The organism is Allobosea psychrotolerans (assembly GCF_002917105.1).
In the GTDB taxonomy this organism is placed as follows: Bacteria; Pseudomonadota; Alphaproteobacteria; order Rhizobiales; family Beijerinckiaceae; genus Allobosea; species Allobosea psychrotolerans.
The window spans coordinates 460,529-483,916 of the sequence record NZ_PQFZ01000001.1 but is presented as its reverse complement, the minus strand read 5'-3'; the positions used below and the strand labels follow the sequence as shown (position 1 = coordinate 483,916).

The following is a 23,388-nucleotide window of genomic DNA, read 5'->3' as shown; positions in this document are numbered from 1 at the left end:
GGCCCGAGGACAGGCTCCGCCGCGCAGATGCGGGATCCATCGTAAAGCTCCGGAGCCCTCCGATGGATCCCGGGTCAAGCCCGGGATGACGGCGTGGTTCCGAGGGTAACGCCCGGCGCCAGCACCCAAAAGCGGCCCCTCAGACGATCCTGATCGACAGATCCGGCAGGCCGTCGAGCTTGCACAGGATCACGTCACCCTTGACCACGGGGCCGACATTCTCGGGCGTGCCGGAATAGATGATGTCGCCGGCCTTGAGCTCGAAGGCTTCCGACAGCTTCGAAATCTGCTCGGCGACCGACCAGATCATATGGGTCAGGTTCGAGTTCTGCTTCACCGCACCGTTCACGGACAACGAAATCGCGCCCTTGGTGAAGTGCTCGACCGTGCCTACCGGATGGATCGGGCCGATCGGGGCCGAGCTGTCAAAGCTCTTGCCGATCTCCCAGGGCTTCTTCTCGTCGCCCGAGGCACGCTGCAGATCGCGCCGCGTCATGTCGAGGCCGAGCGCATAGCCGAAGACATGGTCGAGCGCCTTGTCGATCGGGATGTTGCGCCCGCCCGATTTCAGCGCGGCGACGAGTTCCACCTCGTAATGATAGTTCTTGGTCAGCGAGGGATAGGGATGGTCGGCGACCTCGCCCGGCTTGACGAGCTGGATCGCGTCGGTCGGCTTCTGGAAGAAGAAGGGCGGCTCGCGCGTCGGGTCGGAGCCCATCTCGCGGGCATGGGCGGCGTAGTTGCGCCCGATGCAGTAGATTCGCCGGACCGGGAAGACATCCTGTGATCCGACGATCGGGATCGTCGTCTGTGCGACCGCGAAGGGCGTCTTTACGGTGGCGACCGGCTGTGCCGAGGCGGCACTGGCAGCAAGTGTGACGGCGGCTCCGCCGGAGCCCAGCATGGTACGGCGTGTCAGGGTCATGGCGCGTCTCCCTTGGATGACCGGCCCTCTCACGGGGCCGCTTTCGCCCGGCAGCAGAGGCTTCGCGCCGCGCCGGATCAGGAGAGCAAGTCAACAACCATCGGCCAGACGAGACAAGGCCGCGACCCGGTCGGGATCGCGGCCCTTTCGGCAAAGCTGTTGTGCCGGGCTGGAGAAGCCCGGGCCAGAGCGGTTTCCGATCCAATTGGATCGTTCAACAGCTCCGCGCTCTATCTTAACGCGTTTTCTTCACGCGAACCGGTGTCCACTTCGCTCGAAAACGCTGCAATCAACCCTTCACGCTCTTGACCACCTCGGCAACGTTCTTGCCGAAGGCTTCGGCCGTCTTCAGGTCGCCCGGGATCATCTCCTCGACGCTGCCATCGGCGGGCGAGGCGGTGAGCAGGCCCGAGAAGCCGCCGAGCCGGTTGAGGTCATCACGGGTGTTCGCCTTGGCGCTGGCCGGCATCATGCCGGTGCCGGTCCAGAGCAGCTTGTGCTGCATGGCAAGCGTGATGAAGTACTGGATGGTCGAGAACTTGTCGCCGTTCAGCGAGGCCGAATTGGAGAAGCCAGCCGCGACCTTGCCCTTCCAGTCGCCGCTGAACCAGGGCTTGCTGGAGGCGTCGGCAAATTTTTTGAACTGCCAGGACGGCCCGCCCATATAGGTCGGCGCTCCGAAGATGATGCCGTCGGCGGCCTTGATAGCCTCCCAGGCGCTGTCGGGCAGGTTGCCTTCGGCGTCGATGGCGATGAGCTCGACCTTGGCGCCGGTCGAGGCCGCGCCCTTCTCGACATGCTCGGCGACCTTCTTGGTGTGGCCGTAGCCGGAATGGAAAACGATGGCGATGGTGGTCATGATGGTGCCTCTGTCGGAACGGGACCGTTCGGTGAGGCGAAGATGTTGCAGATGCGAAGGCTCTTCAATGCCCACGCCATTGCGCCTGCGCAGGCGCGATCTGGCACTGCAGCAATGATGATCGCCGACCGATAGCCCTCAGCCCGGCATCATCACGAGCACGCTCGGCTCATCGAGCCTACGGCCCGTGCCGTGCCAGCCGTCACGGCAGGCGGCCTCACTCGGCCGCTTCCAATCGATAAGCCGAAGGCTCGTAGTTGAGGATCGGCGCGAGCCAGCGCTCGACCTCGTGGATCGGCATGCCCTTGCGGGCGGCGTAGTCCTCGACCTGATCGCGCTCGACCTTGGCGACGCCGAAATAATAGGCGTCCGGGTGCGACAGATAGAGCCCCGAGACCGAGGAGCCCGGCCACATCGCAAAGCTCTCGGTCAGCTTCACGCCGACGCGCCGCTCCGCCTGCAGCAGCTCGAACAGGGTTTCCTTCTCGGTATGGTCGGGCTGGGCCGGATAGCCCGGCGCCGGCCTGATACCGCGATACTCCTCGCGGATCAGATCGTCATTGGCCAGGTTCTCATCGGGCGCATAGCCCCAGAACTCGGTGCGGACCTTCTGGTGCATGCGCTCGGCCATGGCCTCGGCGATGCGGTCGGCCAGCGCCTTGACCATGATCGAGCGGTAATCGTCGTTGTCGCGCGCGAATTTCTCGGAGATGCGCTCTTCCTCCGCACCCGTGGTCACGACAAAGGCGCCGATATAGTCGGGCCGTTCGATCCCCTCCGGTGCGACGAAATCCGACAGGCACATATTCGGCTTGCCGTCGCGCTTGGAGAGCTGCTGGCGCAGGCCGTGGAAGCTCGCAAGCGTCTCCTGCCGACTCTCACCGGTATAGAGGCGGATGTCGTCGCCCACCGCATTGGCCGGCCAGAAGCCGATGACGGCCTTGGGGTTGAACCAGCGTTCATCGACGATACGTTTCAGCATCGCCTGCGCATCCTCCCAGAGCGCGCGCGCCGCCTCGCCCTGCTTCTCGTCCTCGAGGATCGCGGGGAAGCGCCCCTTCATCTCCCAGGTCTGGAAGAACGGCGTCCAGTCGATGACCGGCACGAGATCAGCGACGTCATAGGTGCGGAAGACACGCGTGCCCAGGAAGCTGGGCTTGGGCGGCAGATAGCTCGTCCAGTCCGGCTTGAAAGCGTTGGCGCGCGCCTTGACCAGCGGCAGGCGCTGCTTGTCGGCCTCGGAGCGGCGATGCGCCGCCGCGACCTTGGCGTATTCGGCCTGGACGCCCTCGACATAGGCCGGCTTCTGGTCCTGCGAGAGCAGGCTGGAGACGACGCCGACGGCGCGCGAGGCGTCGGTGACATAAACCGTCTGGCCCTGGCTATAAGCCGGATGGATCTTCACTGCCGTATGGACGCGGCTGGTCGTCGCCCCGCCGATCAGCAGGGGAATGTCGAAGCCTTCGCGCTCCATTTCGGAGGCGACCGTCACCATCTCGTCGAGCGAGGGGGTGATCAGGCCGGACAAGCCGATGATGTCGACCTTCTCCCGCCGGGCGGTGTCCAGAATCTTCTGCGTCGGCACCATCACGCCGAGATCGATGACCTCGTAATTGTTGCACTGGAGCACGACGCCGACGATGTTCTTGCCGATGTCGTGGACATCGCCCTTGACCGTCGCCATCAGCACCTTGCCGGCGGCCGAGCGCTCGGTGCCGCCGTTCAGGCGCTTCTCCTCCTCCATAAAGGGCATCAGATAGGCCACGGCCTGCTTCATCACGCGAGCGGACTTCACCACCTGCGGCAGGAACATCTTGCCGGCGCCGAACAGGTCCCCGACCACGTTCATGCCGGCCATCAGCGGGCCTTCGATGACGTGCAGCGGCTTCTCGGCCTTGGCGCGGGCCTCCTCGACATCGGTATCGATGAAGGCGGTGATGCCGTTGACCAACGCATATTCGAGACGCTTCTCGACCGGGTTGTCGCGCCAGACGAGATCCTTGGCCGAGACAGCGACGGAACCGTCGCCCTTGAAGCGCGGTGCGGCATCGAGCAGCCGCTCGGTCGAATCCTTGCGGCGGTTGAGGACGACGTCCTCGCAGAGCTCGCGCAGTTCCGGATCGAGATCGTCATAGGAACCGAGCTGGCCCGCATTGACGATGCCCATATCCATGCCGGCCTTGATGCAATGGTACAGAAACACCGAATGCATCGCCTCGCGGACCTTCTCATTGCCCCGGAAGGAGAAGGAGAGGTTCGAGACGCCGCCCGAGATATGGGCGTGCGGCAGGGTCTCGCGGATCGTCTTGGTGGCCTCGATGAAATCGACGCCGTAATTGTCATGCTCCTCGATGCCGGTCGCGATCGCGAAGATATTCGGGTCGAAGATGATGTCTTCGGGCTGGAAGCCGGCCTCCTCGGTCAGGAGCTTGTAGGCGCGGGTGCAGATCTCGATCTTGCGCTCATAGGTGTCTGCCTGGCCCTTCTCATCGAAGGCCATGACGACGACGGCGGCGCCGTAATTGCGGCAGATGCGGGCATGTTCGAGGAAGGCCGCCTCGCCCTCCTTCATCGAGATCGAATTGACGATCGGCTTGCCCTGGATCGTCTTCAGCCCCGCCTCGATGACATGGAATTTCGAGGAATCGACCATGATCGGGACACGGCTGATATCCGGCTCCGAGGCGATCAGATTGCAGAACTCGGTCATCGCGGCCTGAGAATCGAGCAGGCCTTCATCCATGTTGATGTCGATGACCTGCGCGCCATTGGCGACCTGGTCGCGCGCCACATCGAGCGCGGCGGCGAAATCGCCTTCCTTGACCAGCTTGCGGAAGCGGGCCGAGCCGGTGACGTTGGTGCGCTCGCCGACATTGACGAAGGGAATGGTCTCGTCGAGCGTGAAGGGCTCCAGCCCCGCCAGCCTGAGATAGCGCTTGACCTCCGGCACGACGCGCGGCGCCTTGCCGGCGACGGCTTCCGCGATGGCGCGGATATGGTCCGGCGTCGTGCCGCAGCAGCCGCCGACGATATTGACGAGCCCGGCATCGGCGAACTCCGCCAGCATCGCAGCCGTTGCCTCCGGCCGCTCGTCATAGAGCCCGAATTCATTCGGTAGCCCGGCATTGGGATAGGCGCAGATCAGCGTGTCGGCGACGCGCGACAGATCCTTGATATGCGCCCGCATCTCGCGCGCGCCGAGCGCGCAGTTGAGGCCGACCGTCATCGGATTGGAATGCCGGATCGCATTCCAGAAGGCCTCGGTGGTCTGGCCCGAGAGCGTACGGCCGGAGAGGTCCGTGATCGTGCCGGAAATCATCACCGGCAGGCGCAAGCCCTTCTCGCGATAGACATCCTCGATCGCCACGATCGCCGCCTTGGCGTTGAGCGTATCGAAGATGGTCTCGACCAGGATCAGCTCCGAGCCGCCATCGATCAGCCCGCGCACCTGCTCGGCGTAGGAATCGCGGACCTGGTCGAAGGTCACGGCGCGGAAGCCGGGATTGTTGACGTCGGGCGAGATCGAGAGCGTGCGATTGGTCGGGCCGATCGCGCCGGCGACATAGCGGCGGCGGCCATCGGCCTTTTGGGCGATCGCGGCAGCCTCGCGGGCGAGCCGCGCCGAGGCGACGTTCAATTCATAGGCCAGCGCCTCCATGCCGTAATCGGCCTGGGCGATCTGGGTCGAGGAGAAGGTGTTGGTCTCGACGATATCCGCGCCGGCCGTAAAGTAAGCCAGGTGGATGTCGCGGATCGCCTCGGGCTGGGTCAGCACGAGGAGGTCGTTATTGCCCTTGAGGTCATGGTTCCAGCCCTTGAAGCGCTCGGCCCGGAACTCGGCCTCCGACAGCTTCAGGTTCTGGATCTGCGTGCCCATCGCTCCGTCGAGCACGAGGATGCGCTCGGAGGCTGACTGGCGCAGCGCGCGCTCGATCTCGGCGCCGTCGACAGGAGTAGGCTTGAACTCGCTCATCACTTACTCCGCCGCAACAGCCTGCGCCGCCGTCTTCTCAGGCTTCAGGCCAACCAGATGGCAGATCGCATAGACCAGATCGGCCTTGTTCATCGTGTAGAAATGCAGGTCCGAAACACCGCGATCGATCAGATCGAGCACCTGCTCGGCGCAGACGGCCGCCGCCACCAGACGGCGCGTCGCGGCGTCCTCCTCCAGCCCCTCGAAGCGGTCGGCGAGCCATTGCGGCACGCTCGCGCCGGTCTTGCGGGCGAAGTTCGCGGTCTGCTTGAAATTCTGCACCGGCACGATGCCAGGCAGGATCGGAATATCGATGCCCCGCGCCCGGACCTTGTCGAGATAGCGGAAATAGACGTCGTTATCGAAGAAGAACTGGGTGATGGCGCGCGTCGCACCGGCATCGACCTTCTTCTTCAGCGCGTCGATATCGGCGTCGAGCGAGGCGGCTTCCGGGTGCTTTTCCGGATAGGCCGAGACGGTGACCTCGAAATCGCCGACGCGCCGGATGCCGGCGACGAGATCCGAGGTCTGGTGATAGCCCTGCGGATGCGGCTCATAGGCCGTCCCCAAACCGCCCGCCGGGTCGCCGCGCAATGCCACGATATGGCGCACGCCCGCCTCCCAATAGGAGCGGATGACGTCATCGACCTCGTCGCATGTCGCCGACACGCAGGTCAGGTGAGCGGCCGGCTTCAGCGCCGTCTCCTCGACCATGCGCTTGACGGTGGCATGGGTGCGCTCGCGGGTCGAACCGCCGGCGCCATAGGTCACCGAGACGAAGCTCGGCACCAGCGGTTCGAGCCGGCGCACGCTTTCCCACAGCGCGGTCTCCATCTCCGCCGTCTTGGGCGGGAAGAACTCGAAGGAGACTTTTGGGCGGCGCGAGCCGTGCCGGCTGGGGCGAAACGCATTCATCAGGCAACCTCGAGATTGGTTTGACGCAAGCTTTGCTCGGCCGGCTTGCGCCGGTCCTGCCCGCGCCAGAGCATGACGGTGAGCTGGCCGGAGACCCCGCCCGCCGATTTGATCTCCTCGGAGAGATCGCAATTGAGCCCGACTTCCGAGAACCAGCCGGAAATCTGGGCTTTTGAGAAGCCAAGCCGGCGATGCGCGTGCTCGGCGCGCAGGAACTCCATCTCATGAGGTGCGAAATCGACCACGATCAAGCGCCCGCCGGGGCTGAGCATCGCCGCCGCCTCGCGCACCGCGCGGCCGGGATCGTCGAGAAAATGCAGGACCTGATGAATCACGACAAGATCGAAGGAGCCGCGCGTGAAAGGCAGCGCATAGATGTCGCCCTGGCGCAATTCCACGCGCGACAGCCCGGCCTTTTCGAGATTGGCGCGCGCGACCGCGAGCATGGCATGGTTGGCGTCGACGCCGACGGCCCGGCCGAAGGTCGGCGCGATCCGCTCCAGCATGCGTCCCGTGCCGGTGCCGAGATCGAGAAAGGCGCCGCGCGCGCCCTCGCGGGCGGCGGCTTCCACGGCCGCTTCGACCGCCTCGTCGGGCACATGCAGCGAGCGCAGCCGGTCCCAGTCGCGCGCCACGCTGGCGAAATAGCCCTGCGCCGCTTCGGCGCGCGACATGCGCACCGCCGACAGCCGCTCGCGATCGGCCGCGAGCACCGGATCGCGCGGATCGAGCCAGGCCGCCAGCGAAGCCGCAAAGGCGCCCCCCGCCCCAGTCTCGTCGAGCCGGAAGAAGGCCCAGGCCCCCTCGCGCGAACGCCGCACCAGCCCGGCCTCGGTCAATAATTTGAGATGGCGCGAAATGCGCGGCTGTGACTGCCCGAGAATGTCGGTCAGATCCGAGACCGACAATTCGCCTTCGGAGAGCAGCGCCAGGATACGCAGCCGCGTCTCTTCCCCGGCCGCGCGCAGGCCGGCGAGCAGAACATCGGACGAGACCATGGTCGGCTGGCGCAAGCGCTCGAACTCCGCGATGAAATCGAGAAAGATATAAAGATATCTTTATGTCAATCACTCGCCTCACGCAAGCGCAATCTGCGCCGCGGCCCCGCGCCGCGCAGCGGCCGCCATAGCCCGATTAAGGGCGCTGAACAGGCGGGGATCGTTGGATTGCGCGACATTGAAACGCAGGAACCGGCTCGCCGATTGCGACAGGCTGTAGACGTTGCCCGGCGCCAGGACGATGTCCTCCGCCAGCAGCTGCCGCGCGATCACGGCCGCATCCAGCCCCTCAGGCAGCGCGCACCACAGGAACATGCCGCCGCGCGGCTCGATCCAGGGCGTGATGCCGATGGCCTTGAGCCGCGTAGCGCTCTCGCTCATGGCGCGCGCGAGACGCGCACGCAGCCCCTCCATGTATTTGCGGTAGCTGCCATCCCTGAGGACGCTCAGGACGAGTTCGGCCGCGAGACGGCCCGTGCCGAAGGAGGCTGCGATCTTGTGGTCGATCAGCCCCTCGATCCAGCCCGGCCTGGCGGCGATATAGCCGCAGCGCACCGAAGCCGAGAGCGACTTCGAGAAGCTGCCGATCTGGACGACGCGATCGAGCCCGTCGAAGGCGGCCAGGCGCGGGGCCGGTTCCGGCTCGAAATCGGCGAAGATATCGTCCTCGACGATGGTCAGGCCGAACTGCTCGGCAAGCTTGAGAACGCGATGCGCGACGACCGGCGACAGGCTCGCGCCGGTCGGATTGTGGAGCGCGGAATTGGTGATGTAGAGGCGTGGGCGCTCCTGCGCCAAGACTTGCTCGAACAGGGCCGTATCGGGGCCGTTCGGCGTATAGGGCACGCTGACGATGCGGACGCGGTGCGCTCGCAGCAGGGCATGAAAGTTGAAATAGCAGGGATCGTCCACGAGCACCGCATCACCTGGCTCGACCAGGAAGCGGCAGACCAGGTCGAGAGCCTGCGTGCCGGATTCCGTCAACAGAATCTGGTCGGGCGCGGCATCGACGCTGTGAAGCGCCATGCGTCGCGACAGCACCTGCCGCAACGGCGCGAGTCCGAGCGGCGTGCCGTAATCCGCCAGCGTTTCGGCCGGTGCGCGCGACAGCGCCCGCAGCGCCCGGCGCATCCCCTCCTCCGGCAACCAGTCGGCCGGCAGCCAGCCGCAGCCCGGCTTGAGCACACCCTCACCGGCATCGAGCGATTGCCGCGAGACCCAGAACGGATCGACCGCGCGTTCGAGCCTGGGGCCCAGATCAGCGACCGAGAACGGCGGAGCATGTCCCGCGACATAGAAGCCCGAGCCGCGCCGCGCCTGGATCACGCCTTCGGCGGCGAGCCGATCATAGGCCTCCACCACGGTCGATTTCGAGACGCCCATCGTCTCGGCGAAGCTGCGCAGCGAAGGCAGCTTGGCTCCCGGCGCAAGCGTCCGACCCGCAATCCGCTGGCTGACGACCGCCATGACGCGCTCGACCAGCGTGCCGTCCCCGCCTTTCGGCAGAGCCTGATCATGCATCCGTATTGCTCCCGCAAGCAGCACAGTTTGCATCAACTGTATTGAACTGTCTCTGGAAAATCATCAGCCGCGCCCCGATGCAGGTCGAAACCGGAACGATGAAGATGGACAAGACCATGAGCGGCTGGATCAACGGCCTGATCGGCGTGCTGATCTTCAGCGGCTCGCTGCCGGCGACGCGGGTGGCGGTGGCCGATTTCGACCCCGTCTTCCTCACCACCGCGCGGGCCGCCATCGCAGGCATCCTCGCGCTCGGACTCCTGCTCGCCTTCCGGCAGAAGCGGCCGGAACGAGGGGATCTCATCTCGCTCGCCGTGGTCGCGCTCAGCGTCGTCGTCGGCTTCCCGCTCCTGACGGCGCTGGCGCTGAAGCACGTCACCTCCGCCCATTCCATCGTCTTCATCGGCCTGCTGCCGCTGGCGACGGCGATCTTCGGCGTGCTGCGCGGCGGCGAGCGTCCGCGCCTGGCTTTCTGGCTGTTCTCCTGCCTGGGCAGCGCCCTCGTTGCCGGTTTCGCCATGACCCACGGCTTCGACGCCTCGCCGCTGGGCGACCTGCTGATGCTCGCCGCCATCATCATCTGCGGTCTCGGCTATGCCGAAGGCGCGGCGCTGTCGCGCAGGCTCGGCGGCTGGCAGGTGATCTCCTGGGCGCTGGTCCTGGCCTTGCCGATCATGGCGGCGCTCACCTTCGGCACCATGCCGGCGTCGCTCGCGCAGACGGGCGGACCGGCCTGGTTCGGGCTCGGCTATGTCTCGCTGTTTAGCATGCTGATCGGCTTCGTCTTCTGGTATCGCGGCCTCGCCCAGGGCGGCATCGCCGCCGTCGGGCAACTGCAATTGCTGCAGCCCTTCTTCGGATTGCTGCTGGCGTCCATGCTGTTGAACGAGGCGGTCAGCTGGCAAATGGTCGCCATCTCGGCGGCCGTAGCGCTCTGCGTCGCGGGAGCCAAGCATTTCGCGCGCTAACCCGCGCGAAAGTCAAAATCGCGCTCAGCTGCCTACGATCGCCTGCACAAAGGCATTCGTTATCGCAGCAGCCAGGATGCGATCTCCAGACATAGTCAAAGCTCGAAAGGGTCAGATCAGCTGGAGCGATCCCGCTGCCGTCTTGCCGCGCTCGGTCTTGAGCTCGAACGAGACTTTCTGCCCTTCCGTCAGCGTCATCAGGCCCGCTTCCTTTACGGCAGTTATATGGACGAACACGTCCTTGCCACCGTCAGCAGGCTGAATGAAACCAAAGCCCTTCTCAGTATTGAACCATTTTACGGTTCCGGTCGCCATCGCCGCATCCTTTGGAGCCAAGCATCTTGCCAGCCGACGGATGCAAGCGTCCGAAGGCCGCGCCCTCGAAGGATTGACCGAAAATTCATCCTTGTCGAGACCAAACGGAATGCAGCGCGCGAGGCGATCCGATCAAGACTTGGTCAGAATGAAGCTGACCGTTTCCGACGCCCGCGACGAGCCGCCAAGATAGATTTCGAAGGTTCCGGGGTCGAGGACATAGCGCCCCTCGTCGTCATGGATGCCGAGCCGCGCCACATCCAGCTTGAAGCGCACCGTCCGCGTCTCCCCGGCGCGCAACGCGACCTTCTCGAATGCCTTCAATTCGCGCAGCGGCCGCGAGCGGCTGGCGACCGGCTGGCGGATATAGAGCTGCACCACCTCCTGCCCGTCACGCGTGCCGGCATTGCCGACATCGACCGTGACCTCCACCGTCCCGTTCATCGGCACGCTTGCCCTGTCGACACGCGGATTGGCATAGGTGAAGCGGGAATAGGACAGGCCGTAGCCGAACGGGTAGAGCGCCTCGTTCTTCTCGTCCATGAAGATGGATTCATAGCGCTGGCGGACCTTTTCGGGCCGGCCGGTCGGCAACTGGTCGTAATAAACCGGGATCTGCCCGACCGAGCGTGGAAAGCTCATCGGCACGCGCCCTGACGGATTGACCTTGCCGGTCAGGACATCGGCGATGGCGGTCCGCCCCTCCGTGCCGCCATGGAAGGTCTGGACGATCGCCGCGACATGGGCCTCGGGCCAGCTCAGCACCAAAGGCCGCGCAGTTGCCAGCACCAGCACAACCGGCTTGCCGGTGGCGACCAGCGCCTCCAGCAATTCCTGCTGCACCCCGGGCAAGCCGAGATTGGTGCGCGAGGCGCCCTCGCCCATGAACTCGCAATCCTCGCCCAGCATCGCGACGATCAAATCGCTTGCCGCCGCAGTGCGCAGCGCCGCATCCTTGTCGGCGAACTCCGTGCCGCAGGCCTTGGTGAAGGCGGGCTCGTAGACCACGTTCGTATCCGCCGGCAGCCGCTCCTTCAGCGCCTCGGGCAGCGCCTGGATGACGCGACGGCCAAGGCCCGCCGGATCGGTCCAGACCCGCTCATCCTCGGGGCGCGCCATCGCACCGATGACCGCGACCGATTTGACGCCGGCCGCGATCGGCAGCGTCTCATTGGCGTTCTTCAGCAGGATCACGCCTTCCTGGGCAGCCTTCAGCGCCACGTCGCGGGCGGCCTGCGTCTGCATCAGCGCAGGCGCCGCGGCCGGGTCGATATCGGCGCGCTCGAACAGGCCGAGATGGAACTTCACCCGCAGCACCCGGCGCACGGCCTCGTTCAACGCCTTCATCGGCACGCGGCCGGCCGTCACCTCATTGCCGAGATGCTTGAGGTAGACATCGCCCATCATGTCCATGTCGATGCCGGCGAGCAGAGCCTTGCGCGCGGCCTCGGCATCATCCTTGGCGATACCGTGCAGCCTGAGCTCGGTGATCGAACCGAAATCCGAGGTGACGAAGCCCTTGAAGCCCCATTTTCCGCGCAAGAGATCGGTCAGCATGCCGCGATGGGCGGTCGCCGGCATGCCGTTCAGCGCGTTGAACGCCGCCATCGCCGTCATCGAGCCGGCCTCGAACGACGCCTTGAACGGGGGCAGGTAGAGGTCGTGCAGCTGGCTGGTCGGGATCCAGGTCGAATTATAGTCGCGGCCGGCTTCTGCTGCGCCATAGCCGACGAAATGCTTCACCGTGGTCGCGACGCCACCGCGCTGATAGCCATGGGTGCGCGCTGCCGCCACGACCGAGGCGAGATACGGATCCTCACCCGCCCCTTCCAGGACCCGGCCCCAGCGCGGATCGCGCGAGATGTCGACCATCGGCGCAAAGGTCCATTGGATGCCTGCGGCGCGCGCCTCGCGGCCGGTCCAATAGGCCGCCTCCTCGATCAGCTTGGGATTCCAGGTCGAGGCCTGGCCGAGCGGCAGCGGGAAATAGGTGGAGAAGCCATGGACCGCGTCGAGCCCGATGATCACCGGGATCTTCAGGCGCGATTCGCGCGCGGCGTGCTGGACAGCGAGCACCTCGCTGGGCACGACGAAGTTCATCACCCCGCCCATGCGGCCGGTCTTGATCTGGTTGATGTCGAAGCCGTCGCCGCGCCCCGAGAGATGGAGCTGTCCGACCTTCTCCTCCAGCGTCATCTTCGCCAGCAGCACGTCGATGCGCCGTTCGATCGCGGCGGCCTCGCGCCCGGTCTTCCAGGCGACGGTGTCATCGGCAAAGGCGGCATTGACAAAGGCCTGGGGCGCGAAAAGGCAGAGCAGGAACGCAGCGACGAGCCGCAGGATCATGGAACAGGTCTCGCTCACTGGCGGAAAGGATGGCCCGGCCCTACAGGATCGCTCCGCGTGGCTCAACCGTTGCATCGCCGCAGGGCGAGCCCTGCCGAAGGCGCGCGAACCGGGATGACGCGATGACGCAAGCTGCTACGGCCTTGGAGACGGGCGAACGCCACCGCTTCTATGAAGATGTGATGGCGATGCTGCTCGGCACGTTGATGGTGAGCATCGGCATAGTGCTCTATACCAAGGCGACTTTGCTCACGAGCGGGGCGGCGGGCATGGCGCTCCTGCTGCAATTCGCCACCGGCATTAATTTCGGCATCCTGTTCTTCGCCCTCAACCTGCCCTTCTACTGGCTGGCGATCCGGCGCATGGGCTGGCGCTTCGCGGCGCGGACGTTCATTGCGGTCGGGCTCGTCTCGGTCTTCACCTGGGCGACGCCGGGCTGGCTCCGGATCGAGGCTGTCGATCCGCTCTATGCCGCAATCGCGGGCGGCAGCTTCATGGGGCTCGGCCTGCTCGCGCTCTTCCGCCATCGCACCGGGCTCGGCGGCATCAACATCCTGGCGCTCTATCTGCAGGAGCATCACGGCATCCGCGCCGGCTGGTTCCAGCTCGGCGTCGATGTGGTGATCCTCGCAGGGGCGCTCTTCCTGCTGCCGCTCGACAAGGTGCTGGTCTCGCTTGCCGGCGCGGCAGTGCTCAACCTCATCCTCGCGATCAACCACAAGCCCGGGCGGTATATGGGGGTGTCATAAGGAGCGGTTGCCACCTGCAAATTTCCGTGCGACCTCGGCGTCAAGTACACGCGTGGAGGCGACGACCATGGCCCAGCCCCTGACCATCGAGGATCTACGCATCCTGGCCAAGCGCCGGGTGCCGCGGATGTTCTACGATTACGCCGATTCCGGCGCCTGGACCGAGGGCACCTACCGCGCCAACGAAACCGATTTCACCGGCATCAAGCTGCGCCAGCGCGTCGCCGTCGACATGACCAACCGCACGCTGGCTTCGACCATGGTCGGCCAGCCCGTCGCCATGCCGGTCGCGCTCGCCCCCACCGGCCTCACCGGCATGCAGCACGCCGATGGCGAAATCCTCGCCGCGCGCGCCGCCAGCAAGGCCGGCGTGCCCTTCACGCTCTCGACCATGAGCATCTGCTCGCTCGAGGACATCGCCAACCATGTCGGCAAGCCGTTCTGGTTCCAGCTCTATGTGATGAAGGACCGCGACTTCATCGCGCGGCTGATCCAGCGCGCCAAGGGTGCCGGCGTCACCGCGCTGGTGCTGACGCTCGACCTGCAGATCCTTGGTCAGCGTCACAAGGACATCCGCAACGGCCTCAGCGCACCGCCCAAGCCCACCATCGCCAACCTGATCAACCTCGCCACCAAGCCGCGCTGGTGCCTGGGCATGCTCGACACGCCGCGCCGCTCCTTCGGCAACATCGTCGGCCATGCCAAGGGTGTCGGCGATCTCTCCTCGCTCTCCTCCTGGACCGCCGAGCAATTCGACCCGGCCCTGAGCTGGGACGACGTCAAATGGATCAAGGATCTCTGGGGCGGCAAGCTGATCCTCAAGGGCATCCTCGACCCCGAGGATGCCGAGATGGCGGCCAAGAGCGGCGCCGACGCGCTGATCGTCTCCAACCATGGCGGCCGCCAGCTCGACGGCGCGCTGTCCTCGATCGCGGCGCTGCCGGCGATCGTCGAGCAGGTCGGCGGGCGCATGGAAATCCTGTTCGACGGCGGCATCCGCTCCGGCCAGGACGTGATCAAGGCGCTGGCGCTCGGCGCCCACGGCACCTTCATCGGCCGCGCCTTCCTCTACGGATTAGGGGCCATGGGCGAAGAGGGCGTCACCCGCTGCCTCGACATCATCCGCAAGGAGCTCGACATCACCATGGCGCTGTGCGGCCTGCGCGATGTGCGCGATGTCGATGGGCGGATTCTGGTGGGCGGCAAGGGCTGAAGCCCGGTTCAATCGGCCGTCAGGGCCTCGAGCGGCGCCACCAGGGTGAAGACGACACCGGTCGGCGGGTAGTCCATCCCGGCCGTACCGGCAAAATAGCCCGCCAGCGCCCGTTCGATCATGCGTGAGCCGAACCCGACCTGCGCTGGCGGGCTGACGACCGGCCCGCCAGTCTCGCGCCACTCGAACCGGAACTGCGGCGGGCTCGCCGCGCGGTCGATCGTCCAGGCCACGCTGACCCGGCCGACATCTCCCGACAGCGCGCCGTATTTCATCGCATTGGTCGTCAACTCGTGCAGCGCCAGCGACATCGCCAGCGTGCATTTCGAGGACAATTCGACATCGGGACCATCACAAACGATACGGTCCGCCTCGCCCTGAGGCATCACGACTCTGGCGACGAGCTCATCCATGCGAGCCCTCGACCAGACCGACTGCGTCAGTAGGTCCTGGGCATCGCCCATGTTTTTCAGCCGGTCCATCAGCGCGGCCTTGGCATCGGCCAGTTCCGCGCCGCTCCTCAGCGTCTGGTTCGCGATCGCCTGGATCATGGCGATGGTATTCTTGATACGGTGCTTGAGCTCCAGCGCAAGCAGCCGCTGACGCTCCTCGGCACGCTTGAGTTCGGTAACGTCGCGGGAAACCGACAGGATGCTTTCGGGACGTCCGTCCGGCCCCAGAATGGGCGAAACCTGCACATCCCACCAGCGTGGGTTTCCCAGCGCGGTATTCGCAGCGCCCTGGAAACGCGAGCTTCGTCCCGCTCTCGCCGCCTCGATCGCCGCCTTCGCATCGGCATTGCCGGCGCCCTGCCAGAAGTCCGGCCAGGGGCAGCCCTTGACCGCATTGAAGTCGCTGACCTCCATTACGCGCCGGCCACCCTGGCTCATGAAGCTGAGCCTGCCGTCGAGGGTCAGAACCTTGATGCAGTCATCCGATGCGGCGAGCAGGCTGCGCATGAACCTCGCATCGACTTCGTGCCGCTCCGGAGCTGGGCCTTCATCGGCGAAGTCGTGCACGGGTCGTTCGTTCCATTCACTGCGGAGACGTCAAACTTCGGCCTATAGAGGCCCGATCACCCCATGTCCGTGTCTTTTGACATATCGCCTGCGCGCCAAGACTCGCATCGGAGGCAGCCCTCCGACGCGCAGAGCAAGTCCGAAGCATGCGGCAGGTCCCGAAGCATGAGACAGGTCCCGGCACATAAGAAAGGGCCAGCGCCCCGGTCCGGGAGCGCTGGCCCTGAAACTCGACCCCGTCTCGTCAGCGCGAGAACTTCTTGTACTGGATGCGCTTGGGGATCGTGGAATCGATGCCCAGGCGACGCTTCTTGTCTTCCTCGTAATCGGCAAAATTGCCCTCGAACCATTCGACATGGCTGTCGCCCTCGAAGGCGAGGATATGGGTCGCGATGCGGTCGAGGAACCAGCGATCGTGGCTGATGATCACGGCGCAGCCGGCGTAGTCCTCCAGCGCCTCTTCCAGCGCCCGCAACGTGTCGACGTCGAGATCGTTGGTCGGCTCGTCGAGCAGCAGGACATTGGAGCCCGCCTTCAGCATCTTGGCGAGGTGGACGCGGTTGCGCTCGCCGCCCGAGAGCGAGCCGACCTTCTTCTGCTGGTCTCCGCCCTTGAAGTTGAAGGTCGAGCAATAGGCGCGTGAATTGATCTCGCGCTTGCCGAGATAAAGGATGTCGTTGCCGCCCGAGATTTCCTCCCAGACGTTCTTCTTGTCGTCGAGCGAGTCGCGGCTCTGGTCGACATAGCCGAGCGTGACGCTCTCGCCGATGGTGATCGTGCCGGAATCGGGTTTGTCCTGGCCGGTGATCATCCGGAACAGCGTGGTCTTGCCGGCGCCGTTGGGACCGATCACGCCGACGATGCCGCCCGGCGGCAGCTTGAAGGACAGGCCATCAATCAGGAGCTTGTCCTGGAAACCCTTCGACAGATTGTCGAAATCGACGACGTTGTTGCCGAGCCGCTCGGCGATCGGGATGATGATCTGCGCGGTGTCCGGCCCCTTGTTGTTGGCCTTCTGCACGAGCTCGTCATAGCGCTGGATGCGCGCCTTGCTCTTGGCCTGGCGCGCCTTGGGCGATGCCAGAACCCATTCCTGCTCGCGCTCCAGCGTCTTCTGCCGGGCGACGTCCTCGCGGCCTTCCTGGGCGAGGCGCTTCTGCTTCTGCACCGACCAGGCCGAATAATTGCCCTCATAGGGGATGCCCTGGCCGCGATCGAGCTCGAGGATCCAGCTGGTGACGTTGTCGAGGAAGTAGCGATCATGGGTCACGATCAGGATCGCGCCCGGATAGGTCCGCAAATGGCCTTCCAGCCAGGCGGTCGTCTCGGCATCGAGATGGTTGGTCGGTTCGTCGAGCAGCAGCAGCTCCGGCTGCTCCAGCAAGAGCTTGCACAGCGCGACGCGGCGGCGCTCGCCGCCCGAGAGCTTCGAGACTTCCCAATCATCGGGCGGGCAGCGCAAAGCGTCCATCGCCTGATCGACCTTGGAGTCGAGATCCCATAGCCCCTTGGCCTCGATCTCGTCCTGCAGCTTGGTCATCTCGTCGGCGGTCTCGTCGGAGTAGTTCATCGCGAGATCGTTGTAGCGATCCATGATCGCCTTTTGCGGCGCCACCCCGAGCATGACGTTGTCGCGGACGTTCAGCGTCTCGTCGAGCTTGGGCTCCTGCGGCAGGTAGCCGACGCGCGCGCCCTCGGCGACCCAGGCCTCGCCGGTCCACTCCTTGTCGAAGCCTGCCATGATCTTGAGCAGGGTCGACTTACCCGCGCCGTTGACGCCGAGCACGCCGATCTTGGCGTCGGGATAGAAGGAAAGATGGATGTCCTTCAGAACCTGCTTGCCGCCCGGATAGGTCTTCGAGAGGCCGCGCATATGGTAGATGAACTGACGGGACATGGGGCGTGCGAACTCCGCTCTCGGACTGGTGGGCCGGGGCTTTCGGGAATGTGTCGCGTATGTAGCGAGGCGAACCGCTTGCCGCAACCGGTGCGGCGCAAGCCGCCGGCCCCACCTGTCGGGCGTGGTAGTCTCGCCTCGCCGCCCCTACCCGGTGAAGATCGGCTTCAGCGCAGCCCGCTGTTCGATGATGAAGTCGAAGAAGGCCGCGATACGGGGCGTGCGCCGGAGATCGGGGTGAGCCAGGATTCGCCAGCTTCGCGTCAGTTCCGGGATCGGACCGAGGATCCGTATCAGGCCGTCATCGGCGTCTCCGAGCGCTGTTGGCAATGGGCCGATCCCCACGCCGGATTTAACGGCCGAAACCAGGCCAAGGACGCTGTTGTTGCGCACGGCGAAGCGGGCGTTCGGTGCGACCTCCGCAAGCCATGTCAGCATGCGGTGCGAGCTGAACGTCGTCTCGAATCCGACCAGCGGGTGCTGCGCCATGTCCTGGATGGTCGCCGGCCGGCCGTGCCGCTCGACATAGTCGGGGCTGGCATAGATCGCCCAAAGCGAGTCGGCGATCTTGCGCCCGACGAGTTCGTCATCGGTGTCGCCGGAGCGGAAGGCGACATCCGCCTCGCCTCGGGACAAGTCGAGATAGCGGTCGCTGGTCATGAACTCGACGAGCAGCTTCGGATGGCGCGCATGGAAGGCGTCGAGCAGCTTCGACTGGACGATGCGCAGCACCAGCGGCTCGGGACAGGTGACGCGGATCACGCCGTCGAGTTCCCGCGCAGTATCGTCGAGATACTGCTCCAGCTCGGCCACGGCGCGCGCAACCCTCTGCGCCATCGGCAACAGGCTCACGCCATCTGCCGTGAGCCGGTATCCGGCAGGATGCCTGACGACCAGGGCGCGGCCGATCCGCCGCTCGAGCTCCGAAAGCCGTCGCTGCACCGTTGACTGACTAAGGCCCAGCGATTTCCCCGCAGCGATCATGCTCTGATGCTGTGCGACCGCAAGGAAAGGCTTCAGATCGTTCCAATCGAACATGCTCGACCTTGCAGTCTTGCGACCCCTGTCCACAGAATTGAGGCTGCCATACTCCGCAGCTCAGGCCTACCCTTTCGGCCGTTCTGACGAGGCGTCAGACCCAAGTCGGAGGAAAGCGCCATGCGCATGTCATCATCTTCGGCCGCAGCGGCAGTCGCGGGTCTTCTTCTGGGTGCCAGCGCGCAGGCGCAGGAGGCCGGCCTCGCGAAGCCGAACCTCGTGCTGCGCCAACGCGTCGAGGCCATGCCGCGTGAGACCACGCAGGAAGTCCGCATCCTGACCGCGACCTTCAAGCCCGGCGACAGGACCGTCCGGCACAGCCACCGCTTTCCCGTGACGGTCTATGTCATCGAAGGCGCCTTCACGCTGGAACTGAAGGGACAACCAGCCGTGGTCGTGAAGGCCGGCGAGGCCTATGTCGAACCGCCGCATGTCGAGATGGTCGGCTACAACCGCAGCGCCATCGACTCGACGAAGGTGGTGATCTTCTATGTGAGCGGCCACGACGCGCCGTTCCTCGACCCGCTGCACTGACGCGGCCACGCTGAGTCTCTCGACGGTCTGTCGCTTCACAAACGCGCCAGCCCTGCTCCTGCCCGCTTCCCCCGGCCCGGCAATTGCCTAAGCTCGTGGATGCCGGAACGATGCGGGAGCTTATAATGAATCCGCCGACCATCCTGGGACGCAGGCTCTGCGGCGCGATACTGGGTATCGCGATGGTGGCGCTTGCCTCTCCCGCCCGCGCCCAGTCCGACGACCCCGGCTGCCGGCCCGAGATGGCGAGCCTGCGCCTGCCGATCCAGCGGGCCGCGCTCGCCAAGGATGAGGTCCGCCTCACCTTTGTCGGCCACGCCACCTTCCTGATCGAGACGCCGGCCGGCATCAGGGCCGCGACCGACTACAACGACTATGTCCGCCCGCGTGAGACGCCCGACATCGCCACGATGAACAAGGCGCATTCGACGCATAATTCGCGCAACCCGGATCCCGCGATCAAACAGGTGCTGCCGGGCTGGGATCCAAGCGGCCAGGGCGCTGCGAAGCACGACGTGACGCTCGGCGACATGCGCGTGCGCAACGTTCCAACCAATATCCGCTCCTATTCCGGCGCGACCGACTATGACGGCAATTCGATGTTCGTCTTCGAGATCGGCGATCTCTGCATCGCCCATCTCGGCCATCTGCATCACCCGCTGGAGCCCGGCCATCTGCGCGCGCTCGGCCGCGTCGACATCGCGCTCTTCCCGGTCGACGGCAGCTACACGCTCGACCAGGAAGGCATGGTCGAGGTGCTGAAATCCCTGCAGGCCAAGGTGATGATCCCGATGCATTTCTTCGGCGGCTCCAGCCTGGAGCGCTTCCTGCGCCGCACCGACGGCGTCTGGGCCACCGAGCGCAAGGCCGAGCCGACAATCACCCTGACCAAGGCCGGCCTGCCCGCACAACCGACCATCATCGTGCTGCCTGGCAACTAGATCACGTCGTTCGCCATTTGCCTTAACCTCGCGCTTAGGTTGTTGCGACGTCGCGCTTTGCAAATTCCGATCATGCCGGCAGGCTGAGATTGCCCGCTCAAGCAGAGGGACGCGGCATGCTCAAGGTTCTCGCGATCGCCATCATCGCCACCGCCTGCCTGCCGGTCGATGCCGAGGCGGCAAGGCTGCGCTTCGGCAAGCGCTATTCCAGCGGCAGCGCCAGCGTCATCCCTGTGCCGCGCGCCGGGCACGCATCAGTTCCGGCCGAGCCCACATTGCTCGAAGCCCGCCGCGTGCCCTTCCCGTCGCCGAGCGCGGACCGGCCGGTCCCGCTGCGGGTCAGCTCGAGCGAGGGCGCGAAAGCCTGGTGCCAGAGCGAGGTTGTGGTCGGCGGCTTCTGCGTCATGCACTGACGCGACGCGATGCATTGACGCGACGAGGCACGGTGGCGCGTTTCCGCGCCGGCCGTTTAACGCCCTGCTTAGGCTGATCGCAGATGCCGCTTTCCCCGGTGCCTGCGATGAGGCAGCGTGCGTGCCGTTCATGAGGAAATGGCATGCTGCGTCTTGTTCTGGTCTGCACTGTGGCAGCTCTTCAGTTGTCTGCGGCCTCCGCCGTCGCGCAATCCAGTTCCAGCTCGAGCGGCCCCAGCTCGAGCCATGACGGGGGCGTTGTCGAGCCCCCCGCCTCGCCCACCGGCCCCAGCATCCAGGCGGTGCCGCGGGAATGGCAATCCTCGCGCAACATCAAGCCGGGAGAGGCTCCCAGATCAGCCTGCCAAAGCGACCACAATGTCGGCGGCTTCTGCCTGCTGAACTGAGCCGCCGTTGCTCTGGGGGGATCGCGTCCAAAGCGTCTTCGAGCGAAGTGGACACCGGTTCGCGTGAATAAAACGTGTTGAAACAAGGGACTAGAGCATTTCCGCGTTTCGGAGAAACGTGGAAATGCTCTAGGTGTTGACGCCGCCATCGATGGCGAAACCGGCGCCGGTCACGAAGCGCGCTTCCTCGCTGGCGAGATAGGCCACGAGCCCGGCGATATCCTCCGGCTTGCCATAGCGCGGGATCGCCATCTTGGCGCGCTGCGCATCGGCCCGTTCGCCGGCAGCCGGATTCATGTCGGTGTCGGTCGAACCGGGATGGACGATGTTGACGGTGACCCCGCGCGGCCCAAGATCGCGCGCCAGGCCCTTGGTGAAGCCGATCAGCGCCGCCTTGCTCATCGCGTAGAGCGAGACGCCGGGCTCGATCACGCGCTCGGCCAGGCATGAGCCGATCGAGATGATGCGCCCGCCCTCGCCGAGATGGGCGGCAGCCGCCTGCGACGCCAGCACGACGGCGCGGATATTCACCGCCAGCGTCGCGTCGATATCGGCAAGGCTCCACTCCGCAACCGGTCCGCCACGGAAGATGCCGGCATTGTTGACCAGGATATCGAGGCCACCCAGCAGAGCAGCGGCCTTGCCGACGCCGGCCTTCACCGCCTCGGGATCGGCGCTGTCGGCCGCGAGCGCGAAACCCTTGCGCCCCAGCGCCTCGACCTGGCTCACCACCGCCTGCGCCTTGTCCTGCGAGCGCTCATAGGTCAGCACGACATCGGCGCCTTCCTGCGCCAGCCGCAGCGCGATCGCCGCGCCGATGCCGCGGCTCCCACCGGTCACCAGCGCCTTCTTCCCGATCAGCCGTTCCATGAGAAATTCCCTTTCTGTGCCGTTCGACACAGAAATCCTTGCGGCGCTTGCAGGCGCGGGTCAAGCGATTTATGTATCGCTTGGCACAAAACGGGTGATCATGTCCGAGCGCGGCAGACCGAGAAGCTTTGATCGCGAGGAGGCGCTGCGCCGCGCCATGGATCTGTTCTGGCGCCACGGCTTCCAAGGCACCTCGATGGGTGATCTGACCGAGGCGATGGGCATCGGCTCGCCCAGCCTCTACGCCGCCTTCGGCAGCAAGGAGGCGCTCTATCGCGAGGCGATGGCGCTATACGAGGCCTGCGACGGCAAGGAACTGGCCCAGGCGGTCGCCGAAGCCCCGACGGCCCGGGCCGCGATCGAAACCTTCCTGATGCGCTCAGCTGCGATGTTCACGCGGCCGGGCAAACCGGCCGGCTGCATGATCGTGCTGGCGGTGGTCCATGCCGCCGGCGCGAGCGAGGCGCTCCGCGCCGATTTGCGCGGCGTGCGCGAGCGGGCGGTCGAAAGCTTCACGCAGCGGCTGCGAGCGGCGGTCGAAAGCGGCGAATTGCCGGCCGCGACCGACACCGAGACGATCGCGAACTTCTACGTCACGGTGCAGCAGGGCATGTCGCTGCGCGCGCGCGACGGCGCCACGCGCGCCCAATTGGAGGCCATCGCCCAGGCCGCCATGGCAGCCTGGAGCGGGCTCGTCCTAGAGCCGGATGATTTCAGACGGAGTCACAAGGTGACTCCGTCTGAAATCTGAATCCGCCTCTCATCAAGGAGTCGTCCGGGCCCGCCAGCACGCCGCCGGTGGAAAGAAGGGGGCGAGGATCACGCCCTTGGCCGTTCTCGCGGCGGACTGAGCACGAAAATCCACGCCGTCGTCGATCAGGACGGCCTGCCGGTCCGCCTGCACATCACACCCGGCCAGGCCTCCGACAAGACGGCGGCCCCGGTGCGGCTGGATGCGCTGCCGCCCGGCGCAGTGGGTGCCGGTCGCGGCGACGACAGCCTCGCCCTGGTCGAGCGGATCGCCGCACGCGGTGGCCAGGCCCATATCCCGACCCAGAGCCGGGGGGCCGCCAGCAACGCACCGTCCCGCCAGACCTCTACCGACGCTGCAATCTGATCGAGCGGTTCTTCTGCAAACTCAAGCAGTTCCGCCGCATCGCCACGCGCTTCGAGAAACACGCAACCAACTTCCTCGCGGCCGTTGCCCTCGCATCAGCAAGGATATGGTTGCGCTCAATAGAGTCCGCGCCCAGGCCGCTCCCTCTACCGACCGGCGTCTTCGCCGCGAGCGCCAACCGATGCGTTCGAAGTCGGCCCAGCCCGCCAGCACTGCTATACACCGCCCGCAGCGCAGCCCTCATTGCTGTCGTGGGGCAGCGCCATCGAAGCCGGAATTGATCACATTCGAGGATAATGACCGAGAAATCCACTGACTTGCACTCAGTCGATCTGGTACGCTGGCGACGCAACGGTCCCTGCAGCCTGAC

At 65.6% G+C, this 23,388-nt stretch carries 20 protein-coding genes and 1 pseudogene; 8 read left to right on the top strand and 13 right to left on the bottom strand.

The genetic code is table 11. The annotated features are described in order from the left end of the window. Nucleotides 1-139: 139 nt before the first annotated feature. From CYD53_RS02355 to CYD53_RS02330, 6 genes are all read right to left on the bottom strand, one after another. Nucleotides 140-925 (bottom strand): fumarylacetoacetate hydrolase family protein, encoded by a 786-nt coding sequence (locus CYD53_RS02355; protein ID WP_103716493.1) that lies wholly within the window; start codon nt 923-925, stop codon nt 140-142. Between the two features lie 289 nt (nt 926-1,214). Continuing rightward, nucleotides 1,215-1,784, bottom strand: coding sequence for a flavodoxin family protein (locus CYD53_RS02350; protein ID WP_092166940.1), 570 nt, complete (start codon nt 1,782-1,784; stop codon nt 1,215-1,217). Between the two features lie 217 nt (nt 1,785-2,001). Beyond that, entirely contained in the window at nt 2,002-5,757 is a 3,756-nt protein-coding gene (gene metH / locus CYD53_RS02345; protein ID WP_103716492.1) for a methionine synthase, read from the bottom strand. A 3-nt stretch (nt 5,758-5,760) separates the two neighbouring features. Next, complete coding sequence (gene metF / locus CYD53_RS02340; RefSeq protein WP_103716491.1) at nt 5,761-6,672, bottom strand: methylenetetrahydrofolate reductase [NAD(P)H]; 912 nt, start codon at nt 6,670-6,672, stop codon at nt 5,761-5,763. Further along, on the bottom strand, nt 6,672-7,670 hold the full coding sequence (locus CYD53_RS02335; RefSeq protein ID WP_103716490.1) for an ArsR/SmtB family transcription factor: 999 nt from the start codon (nt 7,668-7,670) through the stop codon (nt 6,672-6,674). Before CYD53_RS02335 ends, metF begins: the two co-directional genes overlap by 1 nt. Nucleotides 7,671-7,748: 78 nt before the next feature. After that, complete coding sequence (locus CYD53_RS02330; RefSeq protein WP_181011679.1) at nt 7,749-9,191, bottom strand: aminotransferase-like domain-containing protein; 1,443 nt, start codon at nt 9,189-9,191, stop codon at nt 7,749-7,751. 104 nt (nt 9,192-9,295) lie between these two features. Between CYD53_RS02330 and CYD53_RS02325 the strand changes: the two genes are divergently transcribed. Continuing rightward, nucleotides 9,296-10,159, top strand: coding sequence for a DMT family transporter (locus CYD53_RS02325; protein ID WP_103716670.1), 864 nt, complete (start codon nt 9,296-9,298; stop codon nt 10,157-10,159). A 111-nt stretch (nt 10,160-10,270) separates the two neighbouring features. On the opposite strand, the gene CYD53_RS02320 is transcribed toward CYD53_RS02325, so the two are convergent. Together CYD53_RS02320 and CYD53_RS02315 are read right to left on the bottom strand one after the other, a co-directional pair. Beyond that, complete coding sequence (locus CYD53_RS02320) at nt 10,271-10,474, bottom strand: cold-shock protein (protein WP_069692535.1); 204 nt, start codon at nt 10,472-10,474, stop codon at nt 10,271-10,273. 132 nt (nt 10,475-10,606) lie between these two features. Continuing rightward, entirely contained in the window at nt 10,607-12,820 is a 2,214-nt protein-coding gene (locus CYD53_RS02315) for a glycoside hydrolase family 3 N-terminal domain-containing protein (protein ID WP_181011678.1), read from the bottom strand. Between the two features lie 122 nt (nt 12,821-12,942). Between CYD53_RS02315 and CYD53_RS02310 the strand changes: the two genes are divergently transcribed. After that, nucleotides 12,943-13,569, top strand: coding sequence for a YitT family protein (locus tag CYD53_RS02310; protein WP_103716488.1), 627 nt, complete (start codon nt 12,943-12,945; stop codon nt 13,567-13,569). 67 nt (nt 13,570-13,636) lie between these two features. Next, complete coding sequence (locus CYD53_RS02305; protein ID WP_103716487.1) at nt 13,637-14,782, top strand: alpha-hydroxy acid oxidase; 1,146 nt, start codon at nt 13,637-13,639, stop codon at nt 14,780-14,782. Nucleotides 14,783-14,790: 8 nt separating this feature from the next. Here the strand turns inward: CYD53_RS02305 and CYD53_RS02300 are convergent, their stop codons facing one another. From CYD53_RS02300 to CYD53_RS30960, 4 genes and pseudogenes are all read right to left on the bottom strand, one after another. Continuing rightward, on the bottom strand, nt 14,791-15,801 hold the full coding sequence (locus tag CYD53_RS02300; RefSeq protein ID WP_103716486.1) for a sensor histidine kinase: 1,011 nt from the start codon (nt 15,799-15,801) through the stop codon (nt 14,791-14,793). Nucleotides 15,802-16,045: 244 nt separating this feature from the next. After that, entirely contained in the window at nt 16,046-17,698 is a 1,653-nt protein-coding gene (ettA, locus tag CYD53_RS02295) for an energy-dependent translational throttle protein EttA (RefSeq protein ID WP_103716485.1), read from the bottom strand. 147 nt (nt 17,699-17,845) lie between these two features. Further along, a complete protein-coding gene (locus CYD53_RS02290) occupies nt 17,846-18,535 on the bottom strand; it encodes a substrate binding domain-containing protein (protein ID WP_245928042.1) in 690 nt (229 codons plus the stop codon). Nucleotides 18,536-18,562: 27 nt separating this feature from the next. Further along, nucleotides 18,563-18,736: pseudogene (locus CYD53_RS30960) on the bottom strand (helix-turn-helix domain-containing protein); the annotation flags it as partial. A gap of 120 nt (nt 18,737-18,856) precedes the next feature. Here CYD53_RS30960 and CYD53_RS02285 point away from each other — a divergent pair. The 3 genes from CYD53_RS02285 (at nt 18,857) to CYD53_RS02275 (ending at nt 20,624) form a co-directional block, all read left to right on the top strand. Next, on the top strand, nt 18,857-19,270 hold the full coding sequence (locus CYD53_RS02285; protein WP_103716483.1) for a cupin domain-containing protein: 414 nt from the start codon (nt 18,857-18,859) through the stop codon (nt 19,268-19,270). Nucleotides 19,271-19,395: 125 nt separating this feature from the next. Continuing rightward, complete coding sequence (locus tag CYD53_RS02280; RefSeq protein ID WP_103716482.1) at nt 19,396-20,211, top strand: MBL fold metallo-hydrolase; 816 nt, start codon at nt 19,396-19,398, stop codon at nt 20,209-20,211. Between the two features lie 116 nt (nt 20,212-20,327). Beyond that, nucleotides 20,328-20,624 (top strand): hypothetical protein, encoded by a 297-nt coding sequence (locus CYD53_RS02275; protein WP_103716481.1) that lies wholly within the window; start codon nt 20,328-20,330, stop codon nt 20,622-20,624. Between the two features lie 536 nt (nt 20,625-21,160). On the opposite strand, the gene CYD53_RS02270 is transcribed toward CYD53_RS02275, so the two are convergent. Beyond that, nucleotides 21,161-21,901 (bottom strand): SDR family NAD(P)-dependent oxidoreductase, encoded by a 741-nt coding sequence (locus tag CYD53_RS02270; RefSeq protein ID WP_103716480.1) that lies wholly within the window; start codon nt 21,899-21,901, stop codon nt 21,161-21,163. Between the two features lie 157 nt (nt 21,902-22,058). On the opposite strand from CYD53_RS02270, the gene CYD53_RS02265 reads away from it, so the two are divergent. Beyond that, a complete protein-coding gene (locus CYD53_RS02265; protein WP_245928041.1) occupies nt 22,059-22,652 on the top strand; it encodes a TetR/AcrR family transcriptional regulator in 594 nt (197 codons plus the stop codon). Next, on the top strand, nt 22,653-23,018 hold the full coding sequence (locus tag CYD53_RS30955) for a transposase (protein WP_425428258.1): 366 nt from the start codon (nt 22,653-22,655) through the stop codon (nt 23,016-23,018). It begins immediately after the preceding gene. Nucleotides 23,019-23,388: the final 370 nt, after the last annotated feature.

Excerpts from the sequence above, each read along its gene's own strand:
- CYD53_RS02305 (WP_103716487.1), top strand. The coding sequence starts at position 13,637 with ATGGCCCAGCCCCTGACCATCGAGGATCTACGCATCCTGGCCAAGCGC.
- CYD53_RS02280 (WP_103716482.1), top strand. The coding sequence starts at position 19,396 with ATGAATCCGCCGACCATCCTGGGACGCAGGCTCTGCGGCGCGATACTG.
- metF (WP_103716491.1), bottom strand. The coding sequence starts at position 6,672 with ATGAATGCGTTTCGCCCCAGCCGGCACGGCTCGCGCCGCCCAAAAGTC.
- CYD53_RS02325 (WP_103716670.1), top strand. The coding sequence starts at position 9,296 with ATGGACAAGACCATGAGCGGCTGGATCAACGGCCTGATCGGCGTGCTG.
- CYD53_RS02285 (WP_103716483.1), top strand. The coding sequence starts at position 18,857 with ATGCGCATGTCATCATCTTCGGCCGCAGCGGCAGTCGCGGGTCTTCTT.
- CYD53_RS02315 (WP_181011678.1), bottom strand. The coding sequence starts at position 12,820 with ATGATCCTGCGGCTCGTCGCTGCGTTCCTGCTCTGCCTTTTCGCGCCC.
- CYD53_RS02270 (WP_103716480.1), bottom strand. The coding sequence starts at position 21,901 with ATGGAACGGCTGATCGGGAAGAAGGCGCTGGTGACCGGTGGGAGCCGC.
- metH (WP_103716492.1), bottom strand. The coding sequence starts at position 5,757 with ATGAGCGAGTTCAAGCCTACTCCTGTCGACGGCGCCGAGATCGAGCGC.
- CYD53_RS02350 (WP_092166940.1), bottom strand. The coding sequence starts at position 1,784 with ATGACCACCATCGCCATCGTTTTCCATTCCGGCTACGGCCACACCAAG.
- CYD53_RS02265 (WP_245928041.1), top strand. The coding sequence starts at position 22,059 with ATGGATCTGTTCTGGCGCCACGGCTTCCAAGGCACCTCGATGGGTGAT.
- CYD53_RS02290 (WP_245928042.1), bottom strand. The coding sequence starts at position 18,535 with ATGGCGCAGAGGGTTGCGCGCGCCGTGGCCGAGCTGGAGCAGTATCTC.
- CYD53_RS02320 (WP_069692535.1), bottom strand. The coding sequence starts at position 10,474 with ATGGCGACCGGAACCGTAAAATGGTTCAATACTGAGAAGGGCTTTGGT.
- CYD53_RS02275 (WP_103716481.1), top strand. The coding sequence starts at position 20,328 with ATGCTCAAGGTTCTCGCGATCGCCATCATCGCCACCGCCTGCCTGCCG.
- ettA (WP_103716485.1), bottom strand. The coding sequence starts at position 17,698 with ATGTCCCGTCAGTTCATCTACCATATGCGCGGCCTCTCGAAGACCTAT.
- CYD53_RS02335 (WP_103716490.1), bottom strand. The coding sequence starts at position 7,670 with ATGGTCTCGTCCGATGTTCTGCTCGCCGGCCTGCGCGCGGCCGGGGAA.
- CYD53_RS02330 (WP_181011679.1), bottom strand. The coding sequence starts at position 9,191 with ATGCATGATCAGGCTCTGCCGAAAGGCGGGGACGGCACGCTGGTCGAG.
- CYD53_RS02310 (WP_103716488.1), top strand. The coding sequence starts at position 12,943 with ATGACGCAAGCTGCTACGGCCTTGGAGACGGGCGAACGCCACCGCTTC.
- CYD53_RS02355 (WP_103716493.1), bottom strand. The coding sequence starts at position 925 with ATGACCCTGACACGCCGTACCATGCTGGGCTCCGGCGGAGCCGCCGTC.